The 23,551-nt window shown below is 61.7% G+C and carries 19 protein-coding genes; 14 read left to right on the top strand and 5 right to left on the bottom strand.

Features of this window, described 5'->3' with window-relative positions:
* Window positions 1–467 (bottom strand): hypothetical protein (locus CHY22_RS06620; RefSeq protein ID WP_143759218.1); only part of this gene is annotated, 467 nt, incomplete at its 3' end.
* Between the two features lie 215 nt (window positions 468–682).
* Here CHY22_RS06620 and CHY22_RS06615 point away from each other — a divergent pair.
* The 3 genes from CHY22_RS06615 to bilS all read left to right on the top strand — a co-directional run bounded on the left by CHY22_RS06615 (window position 683) and on the right by bilS (window position 5,096).
* Window positions 683–2,557 (top strand): ABC transporter ATP-binding protein, encoded by a 1,875-nt coding sequence (locus CHY22_RS06615; RefSeq protein WP_089573163.1) that lies wholly within the window; start codon window positions 683–685, stop codon window positions 2,555–2,557.
* Window positions 2,558–4,417, top strand: a complete 1,860-nt coding sequence (locus CHY22_RS06610; protein ID WP_089573162.1) for an ABC transporter ATP-binding protein — start codon at window positions 2,558–2,560, stop codon at window positions 4,415–4,417.
* A 127-nt stretch (window positions 4,418–4,544) separates the two neighbouring features.
* Window positions 4,545–5,096, top strand: coding sequence for a flavodoxin family protein BilS (bilS, locus tag CHY22_RS06605; RefSeq protein WP_089573161.1), 552 nt, complete (start codon window positions 4,545–4,547; stop codon window positions 5,094–5,096).
* Between the two features lie 373 nt (window positions 5,097–5,469).
* Here the strand turns inward: bilS and CHY22_RS06600 are convergent, their stop codons facing one another.
* Window positions 5,470–7,770 (bottom strand): LTA synthase family protein, encoded by a 2,301-nt coding sequence (locus tag CHY22_RS06600; protein ID WP_089573160.1) that lies wholly within the window; start codon window positions 7,768–7,770, stop codon window positions 5,470–5,472.
* 214 nt (window positions 7,771–7,984) lie between these two features.
* Between CHY22_RS06600 and CHY22_RS06595 the strand changes: the two genes are divergently transcribed.
* From CHY22_RS06595 to CHY22_RS06580, 4 genes are all read left to right on the top strand, one after another.
* The gene (locus CHY22_RS06595; protein WP_089573159.1) at window positions 7,985–8,854 is read left to right on the top strand and encodes a nitroreductase family protein; all 870 of its coding nucleotides are present in this window, start codon (window positions 7,985–7,987) and stop codon (window positions 8,852–8,854) included.
* Window positions 8,855–9,013: 159 nt separating this feature from the next.
* Window positions 9,014–11,041 carry a KUP/HAK/KT family potassium transporter gene (locus CHY22_RS06590; protein WP_089573158.1) on the top strand — a complete coding sequence of 676 codons (2,028 nt, stop codon included), beginning with the start codon at window positions 9,014–9,016 and terminating at the stop codon, window positions 11,039–11,041.
* Between the two features lie 136 nt (window positions 11,042–11,177).
* Window positions 11,178–12,803 (top strand): ATP-binding protein, encoded by a 1,626-nt coding sequence (locus tag CHY22_RS06585; protein ID WP_089573157.1) that lies wholly within the window; start codon window positions 11,178–11,180, stop codon window positions 12,801–12,803.
* Window positions 12,804–12,807: 4 nt separating this feature from the next.
* Complete coding sequence (locus tag CHY22_RS06580; protein ID WP_199408756.1) at window positions 12,808–13,521, top strand: response regulator transcription factor; 714 nt, start codon at window positions 12,808–12,810, stop codon at window positions 13,519–13,521.
* A 94-nt stretch (window positions 13,522–13,615) separates the two neighbouring features.
* On the opposite strand, the gene rlmKL is transcribed toward CHY22_RS06580, so the two are convergent.
* Window positions 13,616–16,174: a bifunctional 23S rRNA (guanine(2069)-N(7))-methyltransferase RlmK/23S rRNA (guanine(2445)-N(2))-methyltransferase RlmL gene (gene rlmKL / locus CHY22_RS06575; RefSeq protein WP_089573156.1), complete on the bottom strand. Its 2,559-nt coding sequence runs from the start codon at window positions 16,172–16,174 to the stop codon at window positions 13,616–13,618.
* A gap of 251 nt (window positions 16,175–16,425) precedes the next feature.
* Between rlmKL and CHY22_RS10090 the strand changes: the two genes are divergently transcribed.
* On the top strand, window positions 16,426–16,575 hold the full coding sequence (locus CHY22_RS10090; protein WP_158551175.1) for a hypothetical protein: 150 nt from the start codon (window positions 16,426–16,428) through the stop codon (window positions 16,573–16,575).
* Between the two features lie 52 nt (window positions 16,576–16,627).
* On the opposite strand, the gene CHY22_RS06570 is transcribed toward CHY22_RS10090, so the two are convergent.
* Together CHY22_RS06570 and CHY22_RS06565 are read right to left on the bottom strand one after the other, a co-directional pair.
* Window positions 16,628–17,455, bottom strand: coding sequence for an HAD family hydrolase (locus CHY22_RS06570; RefSeq protein WP_089573155.1), 828 nt, complete (start codon window positions 17,453–17,455; stop codon window positions 16,628–16,630).
* Window positions 17,456–17,504: 49 nt separating this feature from the next.
* Window positions 17,505–18,368, bottom strand: coding sequence for a MurR/RpiR family transcriptional regulator (locus tag CHY22_RS06565; RefSeq protein ID WP_089573154.1), 864 nt, complete (start codon window positions 18,366–18,368; stop codon window positions 17,505–17,507).
* 300 nt (window positions 18,369–18,668) lie between these two features.
* On the opposite strand from CHY22_RS06565, the gene CHY22_RS06560 reads away from it, so the two are divergent.
* The 6 genes from CHY22_RS06560 (at window position 18,669) to CHY22_RS06535 (ending at window position 23,504) form a co-directional block, all read left to right on the top strand.
* Window positions 18,669–19,871 carry an MFS transporter gene (locus tag CHY22_RS06560; protein WP_089573153.1) on the top strand — a complete coding sequence of 401 codons (1,203 nt, stop codon included), beginning with the start codon at window positions 18,669–18,671 and terminating at the stop codon, window positions 19,869–19,871.
* Window positions 19,872–19,985: 114 nt separating this feature from the next.
* Window positions 19,986–20,840 carry a class II fructose-bisphosphate aldolase gene (locus tag CHY22_RS06555; protein ID WP_089573152.1) on the top strand — a complete coding sequence of 285 codons (855 nt, stop codon included), beginning with the start codon at window positions 19,986–19,988 and terminating at the stop codon, window positions 20,838–20,840.
* Window positions 20,841–20,850: 10 nt separating this feature from the next.
* On the top strand, window positions 20,851–21,279 hold the full coding sequence (locus CHY22_RS06550; protein WP_055251942.1) for a PTS sugar transporter subunit IIA: 429 nt from the start codon (window positions 20,851–20,853) through the stop codon (window positions 21,277–21,279).
* A 29-nt stretch (window positions 21,280–21,308) separates the two neighbouring features.
* On the top strand, window positions 21,309–21,812 hold the full coding sequence (locus CHY22_RS06545) for a PTS sugar transporter subunit IIB (protein WP_055251944.1): 504 nt from the start codon (window positions 21,309–21,311) through the stop codon (window positions 21,810–21,812).
* Window positions 21,813–21,858: 46 nt separating this feature from the next.
* Window positions 21,859–22,671: a PTS sugar transporter subunit IIC gene (locus CHY22_RS06540; RefSeq protein ID WP_089573151.1), complete on the top strand. Its 813-nt coding sequence runs from the start codon at window positions 21,859–21,861 to the stop codon at window positions 22,669–22,671.
* Window positions 22,668–23,504, top strand: coding sequence for a PTS system mannose/fructose/sorbose family transporter subunit IID (locus tag CHY22_RS06535; protein WP_055251948.1), 837 nt, complete (start codon window positions 22,668–22,670; stop codon window positions 23,502–23,504). The genes CHY22_RS06540 and CHY22_RS06535 overlap by 4 nt, the downstream gene beginning before the upstream one ends.
* Window positions 23,505–23,551: the final 47 nt, after the last annotated feature.

Here is a 23,551-nt window from a genome sequence, read left to right as displayed (position 1 = left end):
GCGGAAACGCGGGGGCCGTTCAGGCTGTTGCGCTGAGATTGAAAATCAACCATTTTATTTAATTCTGCCTCAAGGGCTCTTGTCCGGTTGTGGGCCTTATCGCATTCGGCTTGAGCTGCATCGACGTTCGCTTGCATGGTAGGAAGGGATTCCTTATATATGGCGGCTTGCGCCAAATTAGTGTCGTAGTTCTCTTGAAAAATGGCAATTTTAGTATCGATTTCCGCAATTTTCTCGGGACTTGCGGCGTCTTTTGCGGCCTCGAGGTTTTTGAGCGCTTCCTGCATGGCTGCATACGCTTTTTCTTTTGCGGCGGCCGCGTCTTCCGTCTGCAAGGCAACTGCACCGGTGGGGGCGCTGGTTTCTGCCGCGATCGCCGTTACGGGGGCGATTCCCGCGACAAGTGCCGCGGAAAGGGCGATGCCCACGGTTGCTCGTCTTGCTCTTCTTGCGAGAATGTCGTTCATCTCGGCACCTCATTTCAAGGGTCGGCGACTAACTTGGTAGCACTAATGTAAGTATACCAAGCGGTCGACCCGACACTGGCTGGGCGTGCGCGTGCCTTTCCGCTTCTTTGGAAACCGAATCCCATTAGAAATGACGAGTTGTTTACGCTTCTTTTGGGGTGGCGGTACTATCATGGTTCGAATTGAATGTGGATGATGATAGGGAGCGCCTATACATGATTGAGCTGCTCAGGCGTTTTGGCGGTAAGTTTCGCCGCTATATGGTGATTGGTCCTGCGTGCAAGCTGATCGAAGTGATCTTTGACCTGCTGACGCCGCTGGTGATTGCCCAGATGATTGATAAGGGTATCGGCGCACACGACGTGAACGCCGTCGTCCACTACGGTATGGTACTTGGCGCCATGGCTGTGATCGGCATCTCGTTTACGCTCGTCTGCCAAAAGATGGCGGCGCTCACCTCGCAGGGCATGGGCACCGACATTCGCGGCGCGCTCTACCAGCACATCAACAAGCTGAGCTATGCCGAACTCGACCGTTTTGGCACGCCGTCGCTCATCACGCGCATTACCAACGACGTCAACCAGGTGCAGCTCGCCGTGGCGCTGGGCGTGCGCATGCTCATCCGCTGGCCCTTCCTGGCGGCGGGCTCCATGGTCGCGGCCCTTGCCATCGACCTTAAGCTCGGCATCATCTTTTTGATTTGCACGCCCGCCATTGGCCTGGTGTTCTGGGTTGTCATGGCGCGCTGTATTCCGTACTACAAGCAGCTGCAGGCAAAGCTCGACCGCATCGCGCTTATCTGCCGCGAGGGCCTTTCGGGCGCCCGCGTGGTTCGCGCCTTTGTGCGCGAGGACCATGAGCGCGAGCGCTTTGCCCAAGCCGCCGATGACCAGGCCAATACTGCCATCGCGGTGGGTAAGCTCTCGTCGATTCTCAACCCCGTCACGTTTCTTGTGATGAACCTGGGCGTGTGCGCCATCCTGTGGGTGGGCGGCATCCAGGTCAACGTGGGCGAGCTTACGCAGGGTCAGGTCATGGCGTTCGTCAACTACATGACGCAGACCCTGACCTCCATCGTGTACGTTGCCAACCTAGTCGTGGTCTTTACCAAGGCGAGCGCCAGCGCGTCGCGTATCAACGAGGTGCTCAATTGTGAGCCGAGCATCACCGACGGGGGCAGCCAGCCGGTCGCGCTGCCCGAGCCGAATGATCTGGCGGGTGGCGCTGTTCCGGTCTCCGCGCTGAGCTTTGACCATGCGAGTTTTTCGTTTGGCGCAGGCGCCGCCAACGCCGTCAATGACGTGACCCTGGAGCTGCCGTTGGGCAAAACGCTCGGCATCATCGGCGGCACGGGTAGCGGCAAGTCCACGCTCGTCTCGCTTATCCCGCGCCTGTACGATGCGAGCGCTGGCAGCGTGAGCGTGATGGGCGCCGATGTGCGCGCCTGGCCGCTCGACCAGCTGCGCCATGTGGTCGCGACTGTCCCACAGCGTGCGTCGCTGGTGAGCGGCACCATCCGCAGTAACCTGACCTGGCGCGACGAGGCGGCGACTGACGAGGAGCTTTGGGCGGCGCTCGATATGGCGCAGGCCAGCGAATTCGTGCGCAACAAGCCCCAAGGCCTGGATGCCCCGGTCGAGGCGGGCGGCAAGAACTTTAGCGGTGGCCAGCGCCAGCGCCTGACCATCGCGCGCGCCTTAGTGGGCTCGCCGCAGATTCTGATCATGGATGACTCCGCCTCGGCGCTCGACTTTAAGACCGACGCGGCGCTTCGCCACGCCATTCGCGAGCGCAGCGGTCGCGCCGCCGCCGAGGGCGGGCTGCCACTGACAACCGTCATCGTGAGCCAGCGTGTTTCGACCGCGCGCGACGCCGATATGATCTGCGTGCTCGACCACGGCTCGGTTGCGGGCTTGGGCACGCACGACGAGCTGTATGCGACCTGCCAGCTCTACCGCGAGATTTGCCAGTCGCAGCTTCGCCGTGAGGAGCTCGAGTGCCAGCAGGGGAGCGCGACGCCCGAGCCCGCTCCAAGCTCCGCGCCCGCCCCAGTCGCCTCCGCATCCGCCTGCGCAAAGGAGGGCTGCTAAATGAATCCGTACACTTCTTCCGGTTCGGTCGTCACGATGACGGCCAACGTGTCCGGTAACGATAGCCTTAACGACCTGGGCGACGGCCCGCGCCAGCCCGGCGATCCCGAGCGCTATCCCGTGGGTGCGGTGACCCGCCGCCTGCTGGGCTATGTTCGTCCGCATCGCATTTCGTTTACGGCGTCGTTTGTGAGCGCCGCCATCTCGGTGATTTTGCAACTCTATACGCCCATCCTCATCGGCGAGGGCATCGACCTCATCGTTGCCGCCGGGCAGGTGGACTTTGACGCGCTGCTGCCGCTCGTTACCAAACTCGCGATTGTCGTGGTGGGCGCGGCGGCTTTCCAGTGGCTGCAGGGCTACTGCGTCAACCGCCTGTCCTACGAGACGGTGCGTGACATGCGCGTGGAGGCGAGCGACAAGCTCAGCCGCATGCCGCTCAGCTTTATCGACAGCCACGCCCACGGCGACCTTATGAGCCGTGTGGTCAACGACGTCGACCAAGTGGGCGACGGTCTGCTGCAGGGCTTTACCCAGCTTTTCACCGGTGTCATCACCATCGTTGGCACGCTCGCGTTTATGCTCTCCATTAACCTGACCATGACGCTCGTGGTGGTGCTCGTCACGCCGCTTTCCATTTTTGCAGCCGGCGCCATCGCCAAGCTTTCCAACAAGAGTTTTACGGCCCAGCAGCGTATTCAGGGTCAACTGGGCGGTCATATCGAGGAGTATGTGGGTGAGCAAAAGCTCGTGGACGCCTTCGCCTACGGCCCGCACGCTCAGCAGCGCTTCGATGCCCTTAACGCCGAGCTCTATACGGCAGGTGAGCGCGCGCAGTTTATGGGCTCGCTTTCCAATCCCGGTACGCGCTTTATCAACAACATCATCTATGCCGTGGTTGCTGTGATCGGCTGCGTGGGCGTGATCACGGGCGTGCCTGCGGCGCTCACGGTGGGCGGCGTGCAGATCTTCCTGTCCTACGCCAACCAGTACACCAAGCCGTTCAACGAGGTTACCAACGTTATTACGCAGATTCAGACCGCGTACGCCTCGGCGCGCCGCATGTTTGCGCTGCTCGATGCCCGCGAGCAGGAGCCTGATGCGGCGGATGCCGTTGAACTTGCCGCCCCGCAGGGTGAGGTGACCTTTGAACACGTGGACTTTAGCTATGTGCCCGACCGCAAGCTGCTGCAGGATATCTGCATCGAGGCTAAACCCGGCATGCGCTTTGCCCTGGTCGGTCCTACGGGCTGTGGCAAGACAACGCTCATCAATTTGCTGCTGCGGTTCTACGATATCGACGCCGGTCGCATCATGGTCGATGGCCGGTCTTCACGTGACTACACGCGCGCAAGCCTGCGCCGCGCCTTTGGCATGGTGCTGCAGGACACCTGGCTGTTCGAGGGCACGGTGGCCGAAAACATTGCCTACGGTTGCCCCGATGCCACGCGCGAGCAGGTTATCGAGGCCGCCAAGCGCGCGCATGCGCACAAGTTTATCGTGCAGCTGCCGGGCGGCTACGATACGGTAATCGGCGAGGACGGCGGCACGTTTAGCCAGGGCCAAAAGCAGCTGCTGTGCATCGCGCGCGTCATGCTCACCGACCCGGCGATCTTGCTGCTGGACGAGGCGACCTCGAGCATCGATACCCGCACCGAGCTGCAGGTTCAGGCGGCATTCGACGAGCTCATGGCAGGTCGCACAAGCTTTGTCGTGGCGCACCGCCTGAGCACCATCCGCAACGCCGACTGCATTCTGGTGATGCGCGACGGCGAGATTATCGAGCGCGGCACGCACGACGAGTTGCTAGCGGCAGGCGGCTTCTACGCCGAGCTCTACCGCAGCCAGTTTGCCCAGTGAGCAAGCCCGTGGGGCAAATTAATCAATCGACAGACGGTGGTTTACATCTGTCACGTTAGTACTAAGATATTCATCTAATAAATTGCATTAATGGCTCGAGTTTCGGGGGAAACGAGGCAACGTGACTATGACATGCTCTATGGTGGTCAACAGCAAGAGCGGTAATACCAGGATGGTTTCGGGGGCGATCAAGCGCGCCCTGCAGGCTGCGGGCGTTGAGTTTGTCCACGCCGCCGCGTTGAGCGATGATGCAGATCCGGAGCAGGTCGCGCACGAGGCAGAGGGTGCCTGCGCTGCCGATACGGTGCTCGTTGGTTTTTGGTGCGACAATGGCGCCTGCACGCCCTCGGTGGCGGCGCTGCTTTCCGCCCTACATGGCAAGCGCGTCTTTTTGTTTGGCACCTGCGGCTTCGGTGCCGACCAGAGCTATTTTCAGCAGATTATCGACCGCGTGTCGTCCAATTTGGCCGAGGATGCCGAGCTTGCGGGCTGGGCGATGTGCCAGGGCAAGATGGGCCCCGCGGTCAAGCAGCGCTACGAGGCCATGCTCGAGCAAGATCCCGATAACGCCCGATTTAAGATGCTGCTCGACAACTGGGTTGCCGCGAAGGACCATCCCACCAAGGAGGATCTGGACAACATGGCGGCGGCGGCCAAGAAGGCCGTGCTGGGCGAGTAACTTCGCTGTTCGCGGTCCTTCGTGCAAAACAATACAAATGTGAAAGCCTCGAAATCCTCGAGGCTTTTTTTCTTGACACTCGTGGGCGCAACCGTGGCAAGCGTTCGCTGGATGTATTCAGAGTGGGACACGGTTTCCGGATGCAAAAAAGGCCACATGACGTGGCCTTCAATTTATATATGTTGCGGGTGCCCCCATGACAAGCCGCGTTTCAACACCGAGGCGTCTGCCCGGCGACGCGGAATGTAAGGTTCATCGCGAGTTCCGCACGAGCCGGAGAGCACTTAATGTGCTCTCCGTGCGAGCAGGACTGTCCGAGCAGGGAACCTTACATTCCGCGCCGCCGGGCAGACGAACCAGTTAAGACGCGCCGCTACTTGATCTTGGTCGTGCCCGGTGCCAGGTTGGGGTCGGTCTCGTTGGCCTCGGTCTGGAAGTGCTCGGTGTAGACGTTCTTGCCGTCGCGGAACATTTCGTAGTACTGCATCTTGGCGTAATCCTCACGCGCCTTGGTGGCGGCTGCGGCTGCGGCGTCGTCACCGGTGACGTTGGAGGAGAGCGCCCAGCGCAGGCTGGCGTCCTCGTAGCCCACCGAGTTGATGGCGGGCAGCGACTCGCGCAGCGTCATGTGCGCCTTCTGGTAGTCGGTCAGCGGGGCGCCGATCAGCTGCATAAGCTGCGTGGACAGGTAGTTGGTGGACAGGTCGTCGACCTCGCTCGTCTGGTCGCAGCCGGCAACGTCGTAGTTGGCCCAGATGATGTAGTCGGTCTGCCACAGACGCTCCTGATGCGTGGCGTCGTCCTCGCCGGTAAACCACTTATCGTTGAACTTGGACGGGAAGAACGGCTGGTGGTCGCCCCAGAACACCACGACCACCTTACGGTCGAGCTTGCTCAAGGCGTTGAGGAAGTAACGCAGCGCTTGGTCGGACTGCTCGATGCACGAGACATACTCGTCGACATCGGAGAGCGTGCCGTCCTCGACGGTCTTGGCGTCCAGGTCGGTCGTGTCGATGTTCAGGTGCATCTGCTTGTCGACCGGCAGCAGACCCGTGTCGTAGCCCGAGTGGTTCTGCATGGTCACATCGAAGATAAACTGCGGATCGGCGTTCTGGTCGAGCAGCTCAAGAATCTTGTCGTAGGTTGCCTGGTCGGTCACCATGCCGCGCAGGGTATCGGCGCCTTGGAAATCGTTGATGGACAGGAACTGGTCAAAGCCAAAGTCCTTGTAGACGTTCTCGCGGTTCCAGTTGGTCGCGTGGTTGGGGTGCATGGCCGTGGTGGAATAGCCGAGCGATTTGAACTGCTCTGCCAGATTCCCGGTCGTTTCCATGTTGTAGATGGTGTAGGGGTACACGCCCGAGCCCAGGTTGGCCATGGAGTTGCCGGTCATAAACTCAAACTCGGTATTGGCCGTGCCGCCGCCGTAGGCGCTCACGTAGAGCTTTCCGCGGCTGAGGCAGTTGGACAGGTTCTTAAAGTACTGCGGACCTTCGTAGCCGGCGCGCATGTTCTGGTAGATCGACAAATCCGAGAACGTCTCGTTCATGATAGCGATGACCGTGGGCTTCTCGCTGTCGAACTGCTCCTTTGCGGCGGCGCGCTCGTCGCTCTTGGCCGCGTCGGATTTGTCGTAGGCCTTGGCGTACTTTTTGAGCGTGGCCTTGGCGTCATCGACAGAATAGTCGGCGGGTTTGGGCGGCTTGATGGACTGTGCCGCGCTAATAAAGGCAGGCAGATAGCCCTCGCGCCAGTAGCTCTCGAGCGGACGCCAGGTGTAGACGGTGATGCCGAGGGTGTTGTAGTAGTCGATGAGCGTGACATGCGCGGTCACGCCGCCCAGGCACAGCACCGCCACGAGCAGGTTGGTGAGCAACATGCGCTTGGCGTTGGCGGCGCCCTTCTGACGGTGCGGCGCGACCAGGCCGGCGTACTCGCACAGCAGCATGGCGATGGCGGTAAAGCCCATAGACAGCACGCAGAACAGCGAGATGGAGAAGGTGTAGCCGTTGCCGGCGACTGCGGCGGCGGTGGAGATGGCCGAAAGGTCGCCCGGCTGGATGGGCATGGATTTAAACGTGATGACAAAGAACTCGGCAATGCCTAGGACAAAGAGGACAAAGGCCAGGACCGCGGGAGCTGCGCCGTGGCGCTGGAATAGGAAGAACAAGCCGACCATGAGCGTGGTGATGATGGCCCACTCGAGCAGGATGCACAGGGGGTAGACCCAGGTAAAGTCGTGGTTGGACGATACCTCCATGCCCAGCAGCGCAAAGACGCCGGCGAGCAGTAGGCACAAGACGGCGGCGACGAGCGGTTTGCCTACAAAGGCGCCGCGCAGGCGGGCGAGCTTGCCGGTGGGGGCGGGGGCGTCGGGCTCGGCGAACGCAAAGACGCGCGGGGCGATGCGGTCGCGGGCGATGCTGGCCCAGGCGCATCCGGTAAGGATGGCATTGGTCAGGATGAGCATCACAAAGGTGAGCGGCTCGTTTTGGGCGACGAGGCCCACGGCGCCCCAAATAGTCAAAAAGAGCTGGAACAGGCCGAAGGCGACGCTCCACCCAAGAGCGCCTTTGGCAACGGTGCCCGACTGTGCGCGAATGGCCTTGGCCTCGCGCAAGACAAGGTAGACGGTCGCCGCAAGACCGACGAGCGAGATGGCGGCAGCGAACATGCTGAGACTCCTCACAAACTTAAAACCTACGAAAACGGGGGTTTACCCGATTGTTACCAAGATATGCGCTGCAATTGGTGGCTGCGCACAACAACCAGCCATATTAACGCGCACGTGTGGCGGTGTGGCGCAATGTAGTGGCGACCTGCGCGATAATGGACGGGAATTACACGGAAACGTAAAGGCTTCTTAAAGAAATGGCGAGGGTAGGGCGATGAGCGAGCAGGTTTGCAAGGCGGACATGGGCGGCGACGGAGCGGCGGTCGATACGTGCGGCTATCCGGTCGAGACTACGGGCAACGCGGTGTTGGACATTTTGGAGCACCGTTCGTCCACGCGCGCTTTTGCGCGCGATGACAGCGATCGTCCCGTAGCGGTGACCGACGAGCAGCGGGCGGCGATCTTGCATGCGGCGAGTCGCGCGCCGTCGGCAGGCGCCATGATGATGTATTCCATCGTGAGCATTCGCGAGCAGGCTACGCTGGACCGTCTGGCCGACCTGTGCGATCACCAGCCCATGATCGCCAAGGCGCCCTGGGCACTCATATTTGTGGTCGATTATGCCAAGTGGATCGATCTGTTTGAGCACGCGGGTTGCTTTGAGCCCGAGTTTGTCGAGCGCACGGGCAAGGCACCTCGCCGCGCGCCGGGTTTGGGCGACTTTGCCATCGCGGCGCAGGATGCCGTGATCGCTGCGCAAAACGCCGTGGTTGCCGCCGAGGCCCTGGGGCTGGGGAGCTGCTATATCGGCGATGTCGTCGAGAACGCCGAGGAAGTCGCCGCGCTGCTGGACTTGCCTCCCTATACCATGCCGCTGTCGATGCTCATCATCGGCACGCCCCGCAAGGAGCGCCCGGCGATCGCGCATCCCGTGGTGAACCTGGTGCATGAGGAGCGTTATTGTCGCGCCGACGCCGCGACCTTGGATGCGCAGGTGGCCGAGATGGACGCGATGTTTCGCCCGCACGCCCGCGAGGTGGGCGAGCGCGTCGTCGATATCTACACCCGTAAGCACACGAGTCCCTTTATGGCCGAGATGAGCCGCTCTATGGAGTGGTGGTTCAAAAACTGGCTCGGAAAATGACGAATGTGACAAAGGGGGCATCCCTTTGTCACATTCCATATCGCCGCGGTGGCCTAAAGGCCGCATAAATGTTTATCTAGCTGGGAAAACGGTGCCATTAAAATATGGGCTGATTACATATAATCCCGTCGAACGTTAAAATTGGGAGGAAACCGGCTTATGGAACAAAAGGCAAAGGAAGTAGCCTCGCACGCTGCGATTCCTGTGAGCATCTCGGCGATGCTCGTCACGCTGGGCGTGGTGTATGGCGATATCGGCACCAGCCCCATGTATGTAACCAAGGCGCTCGTTGCCGGCAACGGCGGCATCGGAAGCGTCACGCAGGAGTTCGTGCTCGGCGCGCTCTCCCTTGTCGTGTGGACGGTCACGCTGCTGACGACCGTCAAGTACGTGCTGATCTCGCTGCGCGCCGACAACCACGGCGAGGGCGGCATCTTTGCCCTGTACAGCCTGGTCAAGCGCTGCGGCAAGTGGCTCATCATCCCCGCCATGCTGGGCGGCGCGGCGCTCCTCGCCGACGGCATCCTGACGCCTGCCGTTACCGTCACCACGGCCATCGAGGGCCTGCGCACCATCCCGGCGGTCCATGCCGTGCTCGGTGACGACCAGGGTCGTGTCGTCGCCATCACGCTTGCCATCATCATCGCGCTCTTCTTGGTGCAGCGCATCGGCACGGCCAAGATCGGTCACGCCTTCGGCCCCATCATGACGCTGTGGTTTTTGTTCCTGGGCGGCACGGGCCTGTTCTTTGTCTGCCAGTATCCCGCGGTGCTGCTGTGCCTCAACCCGTTGCGTGGCATCGCTTTTCTGCTGAGCCCCAACAACCATGCGGGCATCATGATTTTGGGCAGCTGCTTCCTCGCTACCACCGGTGCCGAGGCGCTCTATTCCGACATGGGCCATGTGGGCCGCGGCAACATCTATGCCACCTGGCCGTTCGTTAAGTGCTGCCTGCTGCTGTCCTACATGGGCCAGGGCGCGTGGCTTATCAACAACGCCGGCAACCCGGAGCTCATGGGTATCGCCGACCTCAACCCCTTCTACCAGATGCTCGCCCCGGGTCTGCGCCCCTTTGCCGTCGGCCTTTCCACCGTCGCGGCCATCATCGCCTCGCAGGCGCTCATCACCGGCGCATTCTCGCTGGTGTCCGAGGCCAGCCGCCTGGACCTCATGCCGCATATGCAGGTCTTCTATCCTGCCGAGACCAAGGGCCAGCTCTACATCCCCATGGTCAACAACGTCATGCTCGTGGGCTGTGTCGTCGTGGTGCTGCTGTTCCAGAACTCGGCGCACATGGAGGCCGCGTACGGCCTGGCCATTACCCTGACCATGATGTGCACGACAATGCTGCTCTTCTTCTATCTGCACGTGGAGCGCAATCTCAAGGTCGCGCCGTGGATCTTTGCCGCCTTCTTCCTCATGCTCGAAGGCTTCTTCTTTGTGAGCTCGCTCACCAAGTTCTTCCACGGCGGCTATTTCACCATCCTTATGGCCGCGCTCATCATGGGCATCATGGTGTGCTGGTACAACGGCACGGCGGTTGAGCAGCGCCAGTTTACGCTGCTGCCGCTGCGCAGCTATCTGCCGCAGCTCAAGCGCCTGCGCGACGACGATCGCTACGAGCTCGTGAGCGACAACATCGTGTACCTGACCAAGGACACCAACACCGACTATATCGACCGCGATATCGTCTACTCCATCTTGGATAAGCACCCCAAGCGCGCTCGCGCCTGGTGGTTCGTGAATGTCGAGACCATGGACGAACCGCATACCTTTGCCTACTCGGTCGAGACGTTTGGCACCGACTACGTGTTCCGCGTGCATCTGTACCTGGGCTATAAGATCAACCAGCGCGTCAATGCCTACCTGCGCCAGGTTGTTCAGGACCTGGCTGCCAGCGGCGAGCTGCCGGCGCAGACGCACGACTACTCGGTCTACAAGGATCCGGGCAACATCGGTACGTTTAAGTTCGTCATGATCCGCAAGCTGCTGGCGCCCGAAAGCGACGTGGAGCCCAGCGAGCGTACGGCCATCACGCTCAAGTACATCATCCGCCGTGCTGCCGGCACGCCTGCGCGCTGGTACGGCCTGGAGAACTCCAACGTGAGCTTTGAGTACGTGCCGCTGTTCACCAAGTTTAAGGCCGTGAGCAAGATGCAGCGCCTGGCTCCCGACGAGCGTCCGTAGTCGACGTCTGCTGTTTGTCTAGCGACCGCAGGCTGCAAAGGCTATACACTTGAAACCACCACAAGGAGGCCACCACCGCAAAGGTGCCAGTCCCCTTTGTGGTGGTTTTTGTTTTTGAGAGAGGGGCGGGGCGCTGATGGACGTCCGTGCGGACGGCGATATTGCCGAGAACTTTTGGTGGCGGCGTACAACGCTGACGCGTCGCAGTCCTCTGTATGACGCCTGCGTATCGGCGGGGCTGCTAGCCGCGGCGACGATTGTGGGCGCGCTGCTCGACCATCCGGGGCTCGCGCCGAGCATCATGATCGTCTATGTGTTCGCCGTGCAGCTGTGCGCTTTCTTTACCTGGAGCCGCCTGTACTGCCTGCTGAGCTCGGCTGCCGCCGTGGCGCTCTACAACTTCTTGTTTGTCGACCCGCGCTACGCGCTGTCGTTTATCGACCGCGTCTATCCCGGCATGTTCTTTATCATGTTTGCGGTCTCGCTCGTATCGAGCTCGATCGCGCTGGCCCTGCGCCGCGCCTTGGCGCAGGCTGCCGCCAGCGACCGTCGCACGCAGATGGTGCTCGAGACCAACCGTATGCTGCAGCGGTGTGGCGATCAGCAACAGATTGTGCACGCTATGGCAACGCAGCTGGCGCGTCTTTCGGACTGTCCGGTCGTGTGGTATAGCGCCGATGCCGATAACGATGACCTGCTGCCGCGCACGACGTACACGGCCGTGGGCGATGCCGCGCCGGTACACCAGCTGGCGCCGCAGATGCCGCCGCGGCTCTCGGCGTCCGCCTATGTGGGAACGCCGCTCGATGCCACCTATGGCGCCTCGGCGTTCTACGGCATATACCTGACCGTGCGCTCGGGCGACACCATGGTGCGCGCGGGCGATCCCGCCTCGGTGGTGGGGGTGTTCGCCATTGTCGCCGAGCCCGATGCGCTGACGCCCGAGGAGCGGACGCTTGCCGATGCCATCGTGAGCGAAGGCGAGCTGGCGCTCGATCGCGCCCGCGCCATGGAGGCTCGCGAGGAAGCGGCGGTGCTCGCCAAAAACGAACAGCTGCGTGCCAACCTGCTGCGCTCCATCTCGCACGACCTGCGCACGCCGCTTACCAGTATTTCGGGTAATGCCGATGTGCTGCTCGACCAGGGCTCGACCGGCACGGCCGTGCTCGACGACCAGACACGCCGCGGCATGCTCCTATCCATTCGCTCGGACGCGCAATGGCTCAACGCCACTGTCGAGAATCTGCTCGCCATCACCAAGCTCGAGGGCGGCGGCATGCACCTGTCGACCACGCTCGAGCTCATGGACGATATCGTCGAGGAGGCGCTGCGTCATGTAAATCCGGCTGTGCGCGAGCATGACCTTAAGGTAGTGGCGTGCGATGAGCCGGCGCTCGTCAACGTCGACGCGCGCCTGATGGTGCAGCTGGTGGTCAATCTGGTGAACAACGCCATCGCCTATACGCCTGCGGGCTCGCATATCGTAATCTCGATTGGCGTCCATGATGGATGCGTGGCGTGCTCGGTTGCTGATGATGGCCCGGGCATTGCGCCCGAGGACCGCGAGCGAATCTTTGAGTCGTTCTACACCGCCAACCATGGCCTGGCCGACAGCTGCCGCAGTGTGGGCTTGGGGCTTTCGCTCTGCCGCTCCATTGCGCTGGCACATGGCGGTAGCATAGAGGTTACCGCGGCGGACCCTCACGGTTCGGTCTTTACGATTGAGCTTCCCGCCGCCGACGTTTCGTTTGATAAGGAGTAGCGCTGTGCCGAACTCTGCCGTGAAACCGCTCATCTTGGTCGTTGAGGACGATCCCGCCGTCCGCAACCTTATCGTCGCCGCGCTCGAGGCGCACGGTTTGCGCCATATGGCTGTGGAGACCGCCCACGCCGCCATCGCCGCCGCTTCGTCGCAGGCGCCGAGCATTGTGCTGCTCGATCTGGGCCTGCCCGATATGGACGGCGTCAAGGTGGTGGAGTCGGTGCGCGCGTGGTCGGGCATGCCGATCATCGTGGTTTCGGCGCGCAGCGAGGACGCGGACAAGATCCGAGCGCTCGATGCCGGCGCCGATGACTACCTGACTAAGCCGTTTTCGGTCGAGGAGCTGCTCGCGCGCATTCGCACGACGCTCAGGCGCCTTTCGTATGCGCAAACGGGCGGCGTTGCCTCCGAGGGCTCGTTCGATACCGGTGAGCTGCATATCAATTTTGATGCCGGCATCGCCACGATGGATGGCGAGGAGCTGCATCTGACGCCGATTGAGTACAAGCTTTTGTGCTTGCTGGCGCACAACGCCGACAAGGTGCTGACGCACCAGTTTATCTTGCACGAGATTTGGGGCACGGCGACCAAGAGCGACCTGGCGAGCCTGCGTGTCTTTATGGGCACGTTGCGTAAGAAGATCGAGTCCGACCCCGCGCATCCGCGTTACATCCAAACCCATGTAGGCATTGGCTACCGCCTGGTCACCCAAGGCTAGATCGCCAACCACCATCCCAATATGAGTTGCGGTGAAATACGGTCTAAATTTGCCTAATTCCAGGCAAAACAGTCCGTATTCCACCGCAACTTTGTTATCTGCCCTTAGGCTTGCTGGCGTAGAACTTCTTCTTTTTGGGCTTGCCGGCGGGGGAGGGTTTGCCGGCAAAGTTGGACTTGCCGTTGCCGGCCTGCGCGTGCGCGGGCGCTGCCGCGCGAGGCTTGCGGGCCTCGGGGTTGCGCAGTTCCTCGACGCGCTCGGCAATTTCCTCGGCGCTAAAGCCGACCTCGGCCATGGCGTCCTCGATGGGCAGGCGGCGCACGATATAGCAATGGTGCACCTTCTGGTTGCGTGCGAAGTCCTCGGGGATGGTCTGCGCCGTTATGTCCTGTAGCACCACGCCCGCGCGTGCGAGCTTGCGTGTCTCGGGGCGGAAGCCTCGCAGGTTGCAGCTAAAGATGGCATGGCCGCCCTGTGCGAGCAGGCGCGATACGCCGGCCAACAGCTCAACATGGTCGCGCTGGACATCCCAGGTGCGGCGGCCCATCTTGGACGAGTTCGAGAACGTGGGCGGATCGACAAAAATCAGGTCCCAGCGGTTGCGCGTCTGGCGCTGGTCGCGAATCCAGGCGAGCACGTCGTCGCGCACAAAGTGGTGTTGCGATCCCACAAAGCCGTTCTGGCGCATGTTGCGCTCGGCCCAGTCCAGGTAGGTGTTGGAGAGGTCGACCGTCACGGTTTCCTCGACGCCGCCGTCTGCCGCATAGCAGGTGGCGGTGCCGGTATAGGCGAACAGGTTGAGGAAGCGGCGTGCCTGCTTGGCGTGCTCGCGCACCAGATCGCGCGTGACGCGGTGGTCCAAGAAGATGCCCACGTCCAGGTAGTCGTCAAAGTTGACGGCAAAGGTAAGACCGCCTTCCTCGATGAGCGGCAGGCGGCGGCGCGCGATGTTGGCGCGCTCGCCCGAGCCGCCCTTGCCGGCGCCCTGCTTGCCGTACTGCGAGCCACCGCGCGAACGCATGCGGGCCTTGGCGTGCACATGCTCGGCCGGAACATCCAGGATGCGCGGCGCGATGGCCAAGATATCGAGCATGCGGGCCTGGGCCAGCGCCGGGTCGATGGTCTTGGGTGCGGCGTACTCGGCGATGACGAGCCAGCGGCCCGGCGTCTGCGGGCAGCCCTCGTACAGGTCGATGGCGGCGGAGTAGTCGGGCAGGTCGGCATCGTAGACGCGGTAGCAGCTCACGCCTTCGCGCTTTGCCCACTTGCGACGCAGGCGGGCGTTTTTGCGCAGGCGGTTGGCGAATTGCTCGGACTCGGGAATGAGCACGGGCAGCGGCTTGCCGTCGCCCAGGTCGAGCATGGCGGCAGGCTCGGGCATGGGGGCGTTGGCAGCTTCGTCCACGGCGTCTGCGGTCTGCTCCTCGGCATCTGCGCCGGTCGCAGCTTCAAATGCCGCGGCGGCGTGGTCGAGCGAGGGCCAAACCTCAATAGTTGCCTCTTCGTTATTGGGCATGACAGCTATGGAGCGCGCGGGCTCGGCATGGAGCGCGCGGGCCATAAGGCCATCGCGGGTGAGCGCGGCGACCGGCGCCGAGGCAAGCTCGGGCGCGCGGCGCAGCTCGCCGACCAGCGTCATGGCGTCGTGCATGAGCGAAAGCGGAGTTTCGGTGGTGTCTGCGACCACGGCGGCGCCGGCGACAGCGCCCGCATGGTCCAGCACGGTGGCGGGCTTGGCGGCGCAAAATTCGACAAAGCGCTTGTAACCGGCGCACTTGGCCATGCGCTCGGCGGTCTTGCGGGCGGCAGGGTCAATGTCCACGGCGACGATGCGTGCCTGGCGCTCGCGCGCTGCCGCCTCGCGCTCTCGTGCCTCGGCAAGCAACTGCTCCCATAGGGCGGCATCGTGCAGCTGCCAGCCCTCAAAGCCCCAGCGCTCGCGTGCGGCGCCCGGGGCGCGGTCGGTCAGGATGTTCACGGCCTCCAGCAGCAGGCCACCGCCGGCGCACGAGGCGTCGATCAGCGTAGGTAGGGCCTCGTTTTCGTAGTCGTCGGCCGTCAGCTCGCGCTCGCACAGTGCGGTCCAGCCGACCTGTGCCAGCACCAGGGCGGCGTAGTCGGGGCGCAACACGTGCGCGCCCTCGCCGGCACGGGTCGCTGCGGGCGGCAGGCGTTTGAACAGCGGGTCGCCCGAAAGGTCCAGGCTGATGCTCGCGCGGCGCTGACGCAGCGAAAGCAGCAGGTGGACGTCGGGGTCGGCGGCGTCGACGTCGGCGCGGCGACCCGTGGCCTCGGCCAGGCGGTCGCACAGCGCGTCCTTGGCGCGCAGAGCCGAGAAACGCGTGTTGCGCAGCTGCTCGGTCACGCCGCGGGCGGTGATGGCGATGGTGGCGCCGGGGCGAACAATGCTCTCCCAGGCGATGTCGTAAACACCGTCGTACAACGCATCGGCATCCTGCGCCTCAAAGCGCCCAAGCACTACAAACACGCGGCTCGCCAGGCGCGACCACAGACAGGCGCGGTAGCCTTCTTCGAGCTCGCCCTCAAACGTAGCGCGGCCCTTCAGGCGGCGGACATGCGAAAGCCCGAGGCGTTTAAGCTCATCGGCGAGTGCGGACTCAAAGCCCTCGGGGCAGCTTGCGTAAAATTCCATGGGTGACCTCTCTGGTTGCGTCGCTCCATTATATGATGGATGCTTCGTTTGCCCTTATCCTCGAAAGGAACCCATATGATTGATGCGTGCTCCTTGATTCCCATTTTCATTGCAACAGCCTCAGGACTCGGGGCCTCGCACAGGCTCCCGCCGCCTTACAGAACTGAAAGCTGGGCGTAGGGCAAATCCATGGCACGTGACCTGCGATTGCTCGACCATAGATGGAGTAATCGAGGCTAAGGGAGGACATCATGCGCAAGGCAAACGAGAGCTGGTTCTGGCACGCGAACGACATGGCGGTGGCGGGCGACATGAACCCCGTGGTCCGCGTCCTGTGGGTCGCGCTCATCGTAGGCATCGGCGTCGCGACGATGGCCACGCTCTGGATCGTCACGAGGTAGCGCGCCACGAACGGATGACGAGGCACGCGGCGCATGCCTCGCTGGCGGAACCCTAGCCTCGCTGCTGGACAATCTGTTCGATGAGCTTCGCGACGGAGTCCTCGGCCGCGTCCCCGATCAGGTGATGGGCTGCGGCCTTCGCCTCCGGCATCGCGCCCGCGACTGCGTAGGAGTTCGGCACCTTTTCGAGGAGCGTCACGTCGTTTTCCGAGTCTCCGATAAAAGCAATCTCGTCCAGCGTGACCCCAAGGCTGCCGAGAAGCGCGTCGAGTCCGTTTACCTTGCTCCAGCCAGCCGGAACAACATCGAGGAAGAATGGGACGGGCGAGGGGAAATCAAGCTCTGGGCAGGCTTCCTTGCATCGACTCCGAACGACTTCCGTCGGGGCGGAGCTGACGTTGACGAAGATACCGGCGGTGATGACGTCACGGTTCGTGGGCACGTCTCCGAGCGCCATGTCTCTTCCGGAGTCCTTAACGACTTCCAGGGCGAATTCGTCGCCAGGCTCGACGGCGCAGAGGAACTGCTCGCAGCGTTTGCCTGTCTCATCGACATCGGCGACTAGCCAGAGTGACGTCCCCGCGTAGGGGCGTACGGCGCTATCGAGCTTGACGAGGGCCTCCGTCGAGAGCGTCTTTTTGAACACGAGTTCGCCGCTGGAGAAGACCTTCTTTCCGTTGGCCATGATGCCGGTCGAGAAACAGCGCGCGTCGCCGTCAAAGGCATCGGCCAGGTCGGCGTAGTCGCGGCCGCTTGCGGGGCCGAACGCGATGCCCGCATCAAGCGCCGAAAGAATCGCGCTGTGCGTGCGCTCCGATACGACCCTTGAGCCAAACGGCAGCAGGGTCCCGTCCATGTCTGCGAGGATGAGCTTTATCAAGGGGTCCTCCCGTTTCGGTCTGGGCGTCGGTGCGCCGGCGTGCGTCGTCCTAGCTGTATTGCCTGTCTCCCAAGAGATTCTTCGAGATGATCCTGTTAAGCTCTACCGGGTCATCCCAGCAAGAGGTCAGGAAGAGGAACAGCAGCTCGATGACGAAGTTGATCGAGCTGTGCGAGAAGGCGACCTCGGTTCCGGTGATGGCCTGATCTCGCGAGATGGCTCGGATGATATACGTGGCACGCTTCGCGAGCGGCGTATCTGGGTTGTCTGTGATCATGATGATGGGGGTGTTCGAATCCTCGGCAGAGTCGAATATGTTGACGAGGCGCTTCGAGTATCCGGACGTCGAAATGACGAGCAGGATGTCATTCTCCTTGAGGCTGGTTGCGGCGGAGACCATGGCATCGGTGGTACTGGGGCAAAACGCCCTGACTCCAACCTGTGAGAGCTTGAACGCCGCGTTTACGCCCATGCTAATCGAGTTGCCGACGCCCGCAATCAGGACGAGGTTGGCGTTGTGGAGCAGATTGACGACTGCCGAAAAGTCATCGGAGTCAATGAGCGAGGCGGTTTGGGAGAGCTCCTTGACCTTGTGAGACAGGACGTACTTAATGGAGCCCTCGACGTCGTCCAGAGTAACCTTGCCGCCCGTGGCCTTTTCCTCGCCGGAGGCCCTGCTGATGGATATGCCGAGCGCCAGACGCATGTCCGAATAGGTTCGGTAGTCAAGCGTCCTTGCGAACCTCGAAACAGACGCCGGTGACGTACCGGTTTCTGCGGCGAGTTCGCGGACGGTCATCGTTGCGACGTCCGACGGGTGGTCGAGCACATACGTTGCGATTGCCTTCTCCGAGGGGGATAGGCTGCTCATGACCGCGCAGATGTGGCTGAGCACATCCCCTGTCTTATCCATGGTTACTCCTTGGCCCTAGTTTGCTTTGTATCTTAGGTCAAGAGAGGTGAAAATAAAGCAAAATGTTTCATAAGCGGTGAAATAGCGTTTCACCGCTGATTTCCTACTGTTCACGGTAAATCGGTGCTTCCCCGGCACAATCTCATCTTGAGCTGCTATCTTATGAGCCGTGAAACAACGGCACAAAAACGATGAAACAACAGAACATTGTTCCAACGCCTCACAACTTCGTTTCACGCTAGATGGCGAATCACTTCGAAGCCCAGACAGGCACCCGGCGAGCAAGAAGGGAGAAGCACGATGCACAACGCCAGGACAAACGCAAGCATGACTTCGCTGTTCTTCGCGAACGTCCTCTACTGGGTCTGCGCGGGCGTGTACTCGCCGTTCCTCTCCGCTCACTACACGAGCCTCGGCCTCAGCGCAGCCCAGACCGGCATCCTCCTCGCGGCGACCCCGGTGTGTGCGCTCGCCATCCAGCCGCTCTGGTCGACGATCGCCGACAAGCTCGGGCGCCGCCGCGCGGTCATCGTGATCCTCTGCCTTGCGGCGGCGGTACTCGCTCCGCTGTATTACCTGGCGTCGACGTTCGTCCCGGTCCTTCTCGTAACCTTTGCGTTCTCGGCGTTTTTCTCGGGGCTCCTGCCCCTGAGCGACTCCCTCGTCATCGAGCTCGCGGATCGCTCTGGCCTGGACTTTTCTCGCATTCGCATGGGTGGCACTATGGGCTATGCCATCGTCGTCCTGATCGTCGGTCGGCTGCTCGACATGGCTCCTCAAATCCAGTTCGCGGTGGTCTCTGCCGCGCTGGTGGTCTTCGCGGCTCACATGTGGCGCCTCCCCGAGGCGGGAATTCGCGCCAATGCCGCGGACGATCCCAAGGTCTCCCACGGAAAGGGCCTCCTCTCGCTGTTCACCAGCAATGAGATCGCCTTCGTCTTGGTCTTCGCCTTCATCAGTTCGGCCGCGATTGGCTTCATCGGGGCGTTCTTGGGCCGCTACGCGGTCGAGCTTGGCGAGGGTCAGAACCTCGTGGGCGTCCTGAGTGCGGTCTCCGCAGCGAGCGAGATTCCCATCCTGCTCGTTTCCTCCAAGCTGGTCAGGCGCTTCGGCGAGATGAACCTCCTGATCTTTTCCTGCTTCATGGCGGCGCTCAGGCTCGTGCTTGTGGGCACCGGCATCGTCCCGGTCATGGTCTGCGGCCAGCTGCTGCAGAGCGTGAGTTACATGACCGTCTACTACTCCTGCGTTACCTACATTGCCAACCACACTTACGAGGATTGTCGCGCTCGAGGTCAGAGCGCCTTCGCGATGGTCCAGAGCGGTCTGTCCGTCGTGGTTGCGAACCTGTTTGGCGGTTGGGCGTGCGACGCGCTCGGCACGCACACGGGTTTTCTGGCCTTCGCCCTCGCTTCAACGATTGCTGCGGTCGTTGCTCTTGTGGCGTACGTACTCTGGCGTCGAAGCGCAGCGCCACAGCCTGAGGGCCAGTCGGCCGCATAGGCTCCACCGCGTTTTGCAAGCGCCTGCCTGCCTCGCGCTTCTCTTCGTGTTCAACCAGCTGACGAGCTGAGAACTGTCCAATCCAATGGTTATCCAAGTGAAAGGAAGACAAAGATGTCTCTCATCAAGGTCAACGAGCTTCTTCAACATGCGACCGAGCACCACTATGGCGTGCCCGCGATCAACGTCATCAACACGGAGACCATCCGTTATGCGATCCAGGCCGCCGAGGATGAGCACATGCCTATCATCATCCAGTACTGGCCCGGCTTCGAGGACCACTGTGCCCTCGACATCATCGCCTTCGCAGCCCGCTATTACGCCGAGCGCGCGAGCGTGCCCGTCGCCGTCCACCAGGATCACTCCGCTGGTTACGAGATCGCCGTCAAGGGCGTCAAGGCCGGTTTCCCCTCCGTCATGGTCGACGGCTCCTCGCTTCCCTATGAGGAGAACTTCCAGCTCACGAAGGACGTCGTCCAGGTCGCCAAGATCTTCGACGTTGACATCGAGGCCGAGCTCGGCCACGTCGGCAACGGCTCCGACGCCAACGACTTCGTGAACAGCGACCACTATACCGACCCGAACCTCGCCGAGGAGTTCGTCGAGGGCACCGGCTGTGGTTCGCTCGCCATCGCCGTCGGCAACGCCCACGGTCCCTACGTCAAGGTCCCGAACCTCGACATGGAGCGCATCAAGGCCTGCAGGGAGGCCGTCAGCGTTCCCCTCGTCATGCACGGATGCTCCGACATCCCCGACGAGCAGCTCCAGGAGGCCGTGAACCTCGGCATGAGCAAGTTCAACATCGCCACGGAGTACTTCCGCTCCATGTACCGCGCCTTCGAGAAGGACATCAACTCCGGCAAGAACGACGGCAACGGCGTTGGCCTCCTGATGGACGCCGCCCCCGACATGCGCGCGTTCGTCGCAAGCAAGATCCAGCTTCTGAACCCCAACCACTATTCGCTCTAGGAGAGACTCGATGAAGAAAGTTCTTGTCGCGTCGCACGGTCACCTCGCAAGCGGAATCAGGAGCTCGATCGAGATCCTGACCGGTATGGCGGACATGGTGGAAGCAGTTGACTGCTACGTGGACGACTCCGATTTCACCCCTCGCATCCAGGCCTTTATTGACTCGGTGGGCCCTGAGGACGAGGCCATCATCTTCACCGACATCTACGGTGGCTCCGTCTTCCAGAAGGTCGTCCTCATGGAGCCGGAGAAGCGCGGGATCGTCCATGTTACCGGTATGAACCTCGGCCTCGTGATCGAGGCGCTCCTCGGCGCTGAGCCGGTCACGGCAGATTCGATCAAGCAGAGCGTCGAGCTGGCGAGGGCGACGATGCAGGTTGTCGAGCCTCCGAGCAAGGCCGCGGACAACGAGGGGTCCGACGGAGACTTCTTCGATTAGAGAGCACTAATAAGTAAGGAGAGGAAACAATGATTGTTCAGGTTCGAGTCGATGACCGTCTGATTCACGGGCAGGTCGCCCTGGTGTGGACCAAGGAGCTCAACACCACCAGGATCATCGTCGCCAACAAGCACGCCGTGGAGAGCGATGCCCTTCGCATGACGCTTTCCATGGGTACGCCGGCGGGCCAGAAGCTCCTCGTCAAGGATGTTCCGGATGCTTGCCGCATCGCGAACGATCCGCGTGCGGACTCCATGCGCATCTTCGCGCTCACCAACTGCGTGCGTGACGTGCTTGAGCTCGTTAAAGGCGCACCGGGCAAGATCGAGGGCGTGAACGTTGCCAATGTCGGCCGCTTCGACAAGTCCGATCCGGATAGCAAGGTCGCCCTCAACTCCACGATCATGCTCAACCCGGATGAGCTCGAGGCCGCGAAGGAGCTTTGCGAGCAGGGTATTCCGGTTTTCCATCAGCTTATCCCGTCCAATCCCAAGACTCCTCTCAAGAGTCTGATCGAGGCGGCGGAGAAATAAGGGGATTTGGCCAGGCGGTCAAATGAAATGAGAGAAAGGAAGTCAAATGATTGGGTTAGCAGTAATGGCCTGGTTGACCGTGCTGATTTGCTACGGCGGCAACTGGGTTCTCGGTCAGTGTATGATCGAGCGTCCTCTCGTGGTCGGCCTCGTTGCGGGCCTTCTGATGGGCGACGTCAAGACCGGTGTCATCATCGGTGCCTCTCTCGAGGCAATCTTCATGGGCGCGGTTAACATCGGTGGCGCCATCTCCGCCGAGCCCGTTACCGCGACCGCCCTCGCCGTCGCCTTCACCGTTGGCGCCGGCATCGACCAAGGCGCCGCCATCACGCTGGCCGTTCCCGTTGGCGTCGTCACCGCGTTCCTCTCGATCTTCATGAACAACGTGTTCCTCGCGTTCTTCGCCGCCACCTTTGACAAGATGGCCGCCGAGGGCAACGAGAAGGGCCTCGCGCTTCAGCACTTCGTTCTCTGGTTCGTTAAGTACGCCGCCTTTGGCCTCATCGCCTTCCTCGGCGTTTACCTTGGCGCTGAGCCCGTTGCCGCTATCGTCAACCAGATTCCGGCCAATGTCATGAGCGGCCTCAACGCCGTGGGCGCCCTCCTGCCCGCCGTTGGTATGGCGCTCCTGCTCCAGATGCTGTGGAGCACCGAGCTCAGCATCTACTTCTTCCTGGGCTTCACGCTCTACCAGTACCTCGGCCTCCCGATGATCGCCATCGCGGTTCTCGGCGTCATCATCGCGGTTGCCTCCGCCCTCCGCGACAAGGAGATTTTCGATCTCACCAAGAAGGGCTTGGCCACCCAGGCCGTTTCCAACGACTCTGTAACCAGCGACGAGGAGGATTTCTTCGCATGAGCAACCTGACCAAGAATGTGAGCCCTGAAGACAAGAAGATGCTCAACAGCATTTTCCTGCGCTCTTTCTCCGTGTTCGCCTCCTGCGCTGGCGGTTCCGTCAAGGCTGGCGCCGACGGCTGGCTGTACTCCGTCCAGCCCGCGCTTAACCGCTACTACGCCGATGACCCCGAGGCCCGTGCCGAAGCCATGAAGCGTCACACGACTTGGTACAACATTACCCAGAACGTCGGCACGTTCGCCATGGGCCTCGTCGCCTCCATGGAGAGGGAGAACTCGCAGCACGAAGACTTCGACACCGAGTCCATCGACGGCATCAAGGTTTCCCTGATGGGCCCGATGTCCGGCATCGGTGACGCAATCTTCTGGGGCGTCCTGCGCGTCATCGCCGCCGGCATTGGCATCAACCTCGCCATGAGCGGCTCGCCCCTCGGCGCGATCATGTTCCTGCTGATCTACAACATCCCGTCGATCCTCTGCCGATACTTCATGACCTACCTCGGCTTCAGCATGGGCACCAACTTCATTTCCGAGATGTACGAGGGTGGTCTCATGAAGCTCATCACCAAGGCGACCTCCACGGTTGGCCTCGTGATGATCGGTGCCATGACTGCGGCGAACGTCCAATTCAACACGATCCTGTCCATTCCGGTTCAGGACTCTGACCCCGTCATGATCCAGACCTACCTCGACTCGATCTTCAAGGGCATCGTGCCCCTGGGGCTTACGCTCGTCGTCCTCTGGCTCCTGCGCAAGAAGAACGTGAACGTCAACATCATCCTGGTTGGCATCATGATTCTGGCGCTCGTCCTCGGCCTCGTGGGCATCGTGTAAGGCGGCTTTCGGATCATTAGAAGCTTGTTCAAGGCAATTCCCGGCGG

The organism is Collinsella sp. TF06-26, from assembly GCF_002232035.1.
Taxonomy (GTDB): Bacteria; Actinomycetota; Coriobacteriia; order Coriobacteriales; family Coriobacteriaceae; genus Collinsella.
The sequence above is the reverse complement of the archived record's forward strand: the minus strand, read 5'-3'. Positions and strand labels throughout refer to the sequence as shown.